The following is a 7117-nucleotide window of genomic DNA, read 5'->3' as shown; positions in this document are numbered from 1 at the left end:
ACCGTTGGCTGGACAGACCCGCACCTGTGGGAGGGCGAGCGGCAGAAGGGCGGATTCCACCACTACGACGGGAGGATCCCGATCATCGCGACCGGCCTGCAGAACCTGCGCGAGCACGGACCGCACGGCCCGGTGTTCCTCCGCTTCGGCCGCGACCACATGGAGCCCCTGTGGGCAGCGATCGGCAATCCTCGTCGTGAGGCGGCCGATGCCCGTGCCCGGGAAGAGGCCAGGGCACGGCAGGAGGAGTACCAGGCACAGGTCCGGCGGGCGGCCGCGGAGCAGGCTGAGAAGAGGGCAGGGCAGCCGAGCGTGAGGCCCGTCGTCCCGTCTGCGTCGGTTGCGGGGCGCAGTTCACCGACGAACGGTGGGAGGTGGCCGGCGCGACGGACTGGGGAGTCCCGAAGGACACCCACCCGCGCTTGTGTGACGGCTGCAAGCAACGGGCCGTCGTCGCCGAAGGCCAAGCGGCTGGCAGGCAGGAGCATCATGAGCCGGTGAGGCGTGGGGCAGAGCAGCCGAACTTCCAGCGTGAGGCCCGCCGTCCTGTCTGTACCGAGTGCGGTGCCGAGTTCACCGACCAACGGTGGAAGGCGATCGAGCGCGTCGGCTGGGGCGCCCCCCAAGAGCCCCGCCCGTCTTTGTGCGAAGACTGCGACCAGCGGAATGTCACTGACGTACGAGGGGTCTGGTCGGACGGGCACCGGCATCAGGAGCAGGGGCAGGGGCAGGGGCAGGGGCAGGCCCTACCCGAGCAGAAGGCCGGCGGATGGCTCTCCCGCTTCCGCCCCGGGCAAGCCCCCTGATGCCCTTGGCCCCGCCCGTGAGTACTTCGCCACCGTGATTCGGGCGCGGGGCCCGCGGCTGGCAGGGGTCCCGTTTCGGGTCCTCTTTGTAGTCCCGTTTCGGGTCCCCTTTGAGGTCCCGTTTCGCGTCCCGTTTCAGGTCCCGTTCCATTCGCGCCGATGAACACCAAACAGGCAGGTCACAGGCCCAGAAAGGGGTCGGAGGCACGCCGACTACTTCCTGTGGAGGGGTCCTGGGAAGTCCGTACCCGTACCGACGTCCGCTGCGGTCACCTCGCGCCGCTGGCCGTGCCCTCCCATCACGGCCCCGGCGGTGCGGCCCTGCGGTGGCCGGTCCGTGCAGAGTCGGACCGCTACGCCAGGACTGCGGCCACGGTCTCCAGCACAGCACGCTGCTGCGGGTTCCGGCTGCGACGGGTGGCTTCCCGCTCCACCGGACACGCGGCGCTGGATGTCGGCCGCGCCCATCGACATGTACCGGGTCCCGTACGCCGCAAATTATCCGACAAATAGTCAGTAGGGGTGAATTTCCCGCAAGATCCCTATCTGGCTTTGGCATGGTGCGCTGTCATATTCCTGTCACATTGCCCCGTTCATCTCGTTGCACCCATCAGGCAGGGGAAGGCAGGAAAATGGGCAGGTTCAGGTACGGAACCACGGCGTCGGCCATCGCGCTGGCCGCCTTGGGATCGCTCGCGGCCGCAGGAGGCACTGCTCACGCGGAAGCGGGCCAGGACACCATCAGCATGCTGAAGCAGGAGAAGTCCCAGTGGTGCTGGGTCGCCTCCGGGCTGACCATCGCCAAGTTCCAGGGCTTCGGCTCCACACAGACGGACTTCTGCAACCGGGCCCAGCCCTCCTACGGCTGCAACAACCAGCCCGCCACGCTCGACGACATGGCCAGGGGCTGGAGCAGCCTCGGCATGACCCACACCGGATCGGGCCTCAGCAGCGCAGCCACGTTCAACCAGGTATACACCGACGTCAAGGCGGCCCGGCCGATCGGTGCCCGCATCGGGTGGACGTCCGGCGGCGGCCACATGAACGTGGTCTACGGCTTCGACACGTCGAACACCACGATCGCCGTGGCCGACCCGTGGCCGGACACCACCACGTACACCTGGTGGAACTACAACGACTACGTGAGCAACAGCTCGTCCAAGTGGACCCACTCCCGCATCGGTATCTCCCGCTAAGGCAGGCGACATGCGCGACACCAGCGGCACCCGAATGTCCAGCACGCGGGCGGCCTCTCGCTCCTCCCGTCTGTCCATCGTCATCGCACTGAGTGCATCCGCACTGCTGTCCGTCCTCGGTCCGGCCCACGCGGCCCCGGCCAAGGACCCTCTCCCGGCTGACATCCCCGACTACCAGGCCGCCCTCGACGCGGTGAAGTCCACCGACGTCCGCAACACCGTCTGCCGCTTCCTGCGTACTCCGGTTCCCACCGACGGCGTCGGCGGACCGGTGCAGACGATCCCCGAAACGGCCGAGCCGTGCCAGGGCCTCCCGGCCTTCACGATCAAGGACCCGCTGGCACGGAACGAGATCACCCCCGGGTTCGTCGCGGGCACCGCCCAGCCGCTGCCCACCGAGGCGATCAAGCTGACGCAGTTGGTCTCCTCGCTGAGCACGACCGTCAACGGCCGCAACGCCACCGTCATGCTCGCCCCCACCCAGGGCGGCGGCTGGCACCTGGCGGCCGTGAGCGACGGCGACAGCGATGCCACGTACGCCGGCAAGGCCACCGTGGGCACGCTGGTCTTCACCGAGCCGCAGATCCGCGGCTGGTACCAGCTCAAGCTCTTCACCGTCGAGCCGCTCAACGACCAGGCCCGGCAAGGACTGGGCGGCCGGGCGTCCGTGTCGCTCGGCGACTACCAGAAGCTGGTGAAGGCCCGCTACGCCGACAAGCTCCCGGGCTCGGAGTACGACTCCAAGGGCTACTCCAGCGGCTACAGCGCCCAGAGCGAGGCGGACGACGCCTCGTCCTCCACCCTGCTGCTTGCCGGCGGTTCCGGCACAGCACTCGCCCTCACGGGCGCAGCCGCCGTGCTCCGCCGGCGCCGGCGCGCAAGCACCCGCTGAGCCCGGCCCCGTACGCTCCCTCGCTCCGCCACGGCAGCCAGCCGGGGCGGAGCGAGGGAGCGTACGGCCGGACCGCCCGTACATTCCGGCACGGGCGAAGTTCGAGCAGCAGGTCACCTTGGAGGAGTTCGACTTCACCGCTTCCTCGAAGCTGCCGGCCGCACAGATCCGCGATCTCGGGGCCCTGCGCTGGCTCCACTCCGGCGAGTCGGTCATCCTCTTCGGCCGCAGTGGGGTCGTCGTCGTGACCGGCCGGGATGGCGCGGCGGAGGTGTCCAGGCTGGTAAGGGCGGGTTTTACGGGGCAGGCTGAGGAAGTGCACCGGCTCGGGTACACGGCTGTGCGAAGGGATCCCGAGGATGATTCAGATCGCTGATATCCGTGAGTGGCGAACCCACGACGTCATGGACTCAGGCGGGCACAAGATCGGTACATTGGAAGCGATCTATGTGGACACCAGCACTGACGAGCCGGCTATGGCCACCGTCCTGGTCGGGCTTCCGACCCGCCGACGTCTAGTGTTCGTCCCGCTGGCCGGCGCGATCGTAGGGCCGGGCTACGTCAAGGTCGACTACGACAGGTCGCTGGTGAAGAAGTGCCCCGCGATCGGCACGGACGATGTCCTGCCTGCCGAGGACGAGGCGGCGGTGTTCGAGCACTACGGTCTGTCCTACAAGCCCGGCGCGAACGGTGAGCGGCAGCTCGCCCGCCGCTGACCGGCCCCACAAGGAGATGCCTGCGTTATGACGCTTTTCCTGATCCTCGTCATCGTGGCGATCGTCCTGGGTATCATCGGCGCCGTTGCCGAAGGGCTGTTCTACCTGCTGGTCATCGGCATCGTGGTGTTCGTCGCCGCCCTGGTGTACCTGGGCGTGCACTTGCAGCGCTCCGGCCGTCACCGCCGTCGGCTGCGCTGAGACCCGTTGTCTGGCGGGCGCCAGCCTGTTTCCGAGGGCGCGGCGGGGTGGTGGCCGGTGCCCGGGGGCGGCGGTCGGTGCTCACCGGCCCGATCCTCGCCGGTTCCTCACCGGCATCATCGCCGTCCCGGCCTCGGCGGCGGGGGGCTCCAGGGTGCGCGCGTGTCGTGCGCGGTGAGGGAGCCCCGGTCGGTGGACCCGGCGGGGCCGGCTCGGGCCGCGTTGTGGTGAGGCGTCTTCCGTGCGGGCACACGAGGGCGACTACGCGGCGGGCCCGGGTTCGCAGGGCCGCGGATGCGTGGATGGTGAGGTTCGCGCGGGCGGCCGGATGCGGAACTGGCGTTGGGAGCGGGCCGGTTCGGTGGCCGGGCCGTGAAGGACTCCCTGTACGTAGGTAGTCGGGGCCGGAGCCGGGCTCCTGCCGATCCCTTGTCCTCCAGGTCAGAGCTCATTCTCAAGGCGCCGCCCGGGGCCCTCCGACGCGACTGGGAGCGCGACCCAAGGCGCGGCCCCGGCCGGAGGGGTGCGGGTGACCCGGAACCGCCGGGGGTGTCCTGCCGTTGGGTGGGCTGGGAATGCACACCGCCCCGGGGGCCCATTCCCCCCAGCTCCCGGGGCGCTCCCGGGTGCGACGGGCAGCGGTTGTCAGTGGCACTGGCCACGCTGCCTGGCGCACTGGTCGTCGCTTTGCCTGTGGGGGTACCCATGTGCGAGGGAATCGGGTGGCTGGCCGCCCGGGACGAGGGGCTGGGCAGCTTAGGACCTGTCGGTCACCAAGCGGAGTTTGGCCAGTTCGGCGTTGAACTGGGCGCCGGTGAGGAGGGCCAGGTTGGACAGCCACAGCCACACCAGGAAGACGATGATCCCGGCGAGCGATCCGTACAGCCGGTTGTAGGTGCCGACGTGCGAGACGTAGAGGGCGAAGCTGGCGGAGGCGGCGAGCCACAGGGCCACGGCGAGAGCGTCTCCCAGAAGCCGCTGCCGCACCCCGCGTGTCCCGGCCGGGCCCGAGCTGAACAGAACCAGCACCAAGATGGCGACCAGGCACAGCAGGAGCGGCCATTTCAGCGCGTTCCAGGCAATGCCGGCCGTACTGCCCATGCCCACGAGCTGGCCGACGGTGTGGGCCGCTTCGCCCGTCAGGATGAGCACCAGGGCACTGGAAACCAGAAGCATCAGCAGCACCAAAGTGGTTATCACCAGCCGTGGTGCCGTCCTCCACGCCGGGCGCAGGTCCTCGATGCCGTGCATGAGGTGCAGGGCTCGGCGGAAGACCCCCAGATAGCTGGAGGCGGACCACAGGGCACCTATCGTGCCGAAGACAGCCAGGGTCCAAGCAGTTGTGTGCTGCTCCGCCATGCCCTGCAACGTGCTCAGCATGACGGGGCGGGACTCGGTCGGCACGACAGCGATCACTTTACTGATCAGGTTGTCGGTGGTCGAGGCGCCGACGATTCCCAGCAGTGAGACCGTGACGAGGAGCGTCGGGAAGAGCGCGAGCACCGCGTAATAGGTGAGGGCGGCAGCGAAGTCGGTCACGTTGTCGTTCCACACCGAGGCGGGGGTCCGCCGCAGAGCGGTGACGATGTGGTGCCAGCCCGGCAGGTCGCGCGCGTACGTCGGGGGCGGCAAGGGCGCTGTGGTTGCCATGCGTGTCTGCAAGTGGTGTGCAGGAGGCTCTGTATCGGAGCGTGGCAGCGGCGCGTGGTCGCCACCGCCCGGCTCGAGCGCGGGTGTGGGCGAGCTGTTCATCAGGCGGGCGCCTTCCCCTCGTGCCATGTGCCGTCGTCCGGTTGCTGTTGGCGGGGTTCCCCGGCGAGCCGTTCGTGCGTCACCCCGGGCGGCACGCCCTTCTCGCCGATGCGCGATCTGCGTGGAGATACCGGCGGACCCGCATCAGGTCGTGCCGCAGAACTTATCCGCTGCCACGCCGGACAGCCAACTTCCCAGAGGCAGCCGCCGGCCTCCTTGTCCCGGGCTCCGCAGACGGCCGGTGGCGGGACCGGTATCCTCCTGACTGTTGTCATGCTCTTCCCCCGTACGCGTCCGCCGTACCGTTTGGTGCTCACGCTGTGCCTCCCTTGTCTGTCCGGGTGCGGTTGGCGATGCATGCAGTCCAAATCGGGTACAGGTACCGGCGCCTGCGTCTCGGTGGCCGGGGCACACAAAACTGGTGCGCGGCGCGGTGATGACGTGGGCCAGGACGACGGCGGCCTGGCGGCCGGCGTGGCCCCGGACCCACGGCCCGGTGAAGCGGACCTGATCGGCGGCGCAGTCGCCCAGACGCTGCTCCGGGCGCGGGCGCCCGAGCAGATAGCCGGCGGTGAGCGCGGCGGCCGCGGCGGCGAGGATGCCCATCAGGCCCACCTCATCGCGACCTTGGACAGCTGCTCCACCCGCTCCGGCGTCAAGGTGGCGGCCCTGCGGCGTTGGTTGTCGATCCACGCCCCGAGCTTCAGCGGCACGTCCCACTGCGTCTGGCCGCCATCGACGTCGAGCGTGATGGTCTCGACGTGCTTGCGGGGGACCGTGAGGTGTCCTTCGCGCGCGAAGAACTGGGCCGCGGCTGCGTAGTGCATGGCCCACTTGTCCGCCTGGCTGGTGCGCCCCTTGGGCTTCTCGGCGTCGGTCGCGGGCTCGATGCCGAGGATCTGCTCGCACATCCACTGCTGCACTCCGGTGAGCTGGTCCCACCCGTGCCGGACGGAGGTGACCCACCGGCCGAGGTCCTCGCCCTGGCGCACGGCCTCGCCCGCCACGGTGGGCAGTTCCTGGCCGTGTCCAGGTGGAGCCGGACGAGGTGGAAGCAGCGTTGCCACGTCACCGGCCACACCGGGCACCAGGACGGGTCGATCTCCTCCAACTGCTCGCGGCGCGAGCGTGTCATCGCCCCGGCGGACGACTCCACCGGCAGCCCCTCGGCGCGCCGCTGCTCGATGTCCTGCGCTTTCCGTGCGGCGGCCCGCGCGTTCTTCAGCCAGATGCCCACCGGCGCGCCCTGGAAGGCGGCGTCCAGCGGCGCCAGGAGGTGCCCGTGCTCGGCCGCCCACCCGCGCGCGGCGGCCAGGCCCTCGGCCCAGGCGACGTCGGCGTGCGACCAGACCATGCCGAGCTTCTCCAGCTGGGCGATCCGTTGCTCGTCCATGTCGCCGCGGTTGTAGAAGCGGCGGGCGTCGGCGGTCCACTGCCCGAGCGGGAACCCGGCGAGCGAGGCCGGCCACCCAGCCTTCTCGGCGTCCTCGGCGGCCGGGACGCGGAACGTGAACGGCACCTTGAGGTCGCCGTTGTGGGTGATCGTTGGGTTTG

The 7117-nt window shown here is 69.8% G+C and carries 6 protein-coding genes and 2 pseudogenes; 6 read left to right on the top strand and 2 right to left on the bottom strand.

Features of this window, described 5'->3' with window-relative positions; translation table 11 throughout:
• The 6 genes and pseudogenes from J7I97_RS37725 to J7I97_RS37700 form a co-directional block, all read left to right on the top strand.
• Nucleotides 1-501, top strand: a pseudogene (locus J7I97_RS37725) (hypothetical protein); the annotation flags it as partial.
• 937 nt (nt 502-1438) lie between these two features.
• Complete coding sequence (locus J7I97_RS37720; RefSeq protein ID WP_251059544.1) at nt 1439-2002, top strand: papain-like cysteine protease family protein; 564 nt, start codon at nt 1439-1441, stop codon at nt 2000-2002.
• A gap of 10 nt (nt 2003-2012) precedes the next feature.
• On the top strand, nt 2013-2894 hold the full coding sequence (locus J7I97_RS37715) for a hypothetical protein (protein WP_214944734.1): 882 nt from the start codon (nt 2013-2015) through the stop codon (nt 2892-2894).
• Nucleotides 2812-3270, top strand: coding sequence for an ATP-binding protein (locus J7I97_RS39755; protein WP_285441187.1), 459 nt, complete (start codon nt 2812-2814; stop codon nt 3268-3270). Before J7I97_RS37715 ends, J7I97_RS39755 begins: the two co-directional genes overlap by 83 nt.
• Nucleotides 3254-3610: a PRC-barrel domain-containing protein gene (locus tag J7I97_RS37705; protein ID WP_214944731.1), complete on the top strand. Its 357-nt coding sequence runs from the start codon at nt 3254-3256 to the stop codon at nt 3608-3610. Before J7I97_RS39755 ends, J7I97_RS37705 begins: the two co-directional genes overlap by 17 nt.
• Before the next feature lie 27 nt (nt 3611-3637).
• Nucleotides 3638-3811, top strand: a complete 174-nt coding sequence (locus tag J7I97_RS37700; RefSeq protein WP_214944729.1) for a hypothetical protein — start codon at nt 3638-3640, stop codon at nt 3809-3811.
• 756 nt (nt 3812-4567) lie between these two features.
• Here the strand turns inward: J7I97_RS37700 and J7I97_RS37695 are convergent.
• Together J7I97_RS37695 and J7I97_RS37690 are read right to left on the bottom strand one after the other, a co-directional pair.
• Nucleotides 4568-5461, bottom strand: a complete 894-nt coding sequence (locus J7I97_RS37695; RefSeq protein WP_214944727.1) for a YihY/virulence factor BrkB family protein — start codon at nt 5459-5461, stop codon at nt 4568-4570.
• A 707-nt stretch (nt 5462-6168) separates the two neighbouring features.
• A pseudogene (locus tag J7I97_RS37690) lies at nt 6169-7117 on the bottom strand (helicase associated domain-containing protein); the annotation flags it as partial.

Source organism: Streptomyces sp. ISL-87 (assembly GCF_018614095.1).
In the GTDB taxonomy this organism is placed as follows: Bacteria; Actinomycetota; Actinomycetes; order Streptomycetales; family Streptomycetaceae; genus Streptomyces.
This window is presented reverse-complemented; position numbering and strand designations above follow the sequence as displayed.

Bases quoted from the DNA above. Each gene is read 5' to 3' on its own strand.
- J7I97_RS37705 (WP_214944731.1), top strand. From the start codon at position 3,254: ATGATTCAGATCGCTGATATCCGTGAGTGGCGAACCCACGACGTCATG.
- J7I97_RS37700 (WP_214944729.1), top strand. From the start codon at position 3,638: ATGACGCTTTTCCTGATCCTCGTCATCGTGGCGATCGTCCTGGGTATC.
- J7I97_RS37695 (WP_214944727.1), bottom strand. From the start codon at position 5,461: ATGGCAACCACAGCGCCCTTGCCGCCCCCGACGTACGCGCGCGACCTG.
- J7I97_RS37715 (WP_214944734.1), top strand. From the start codon at position 2,013: ATGCGCGACACCAGCGGCACCCGAATGTCCAGCACGCGGGCGGCCTCT.
- J7I97_RS37720 (WP_251059544.1), top strand. From the start codon at position 1,439: ATGGGCAGGTTCAGGTACGGAACCACGGCGTCGGCCATCGCGCTGGCC.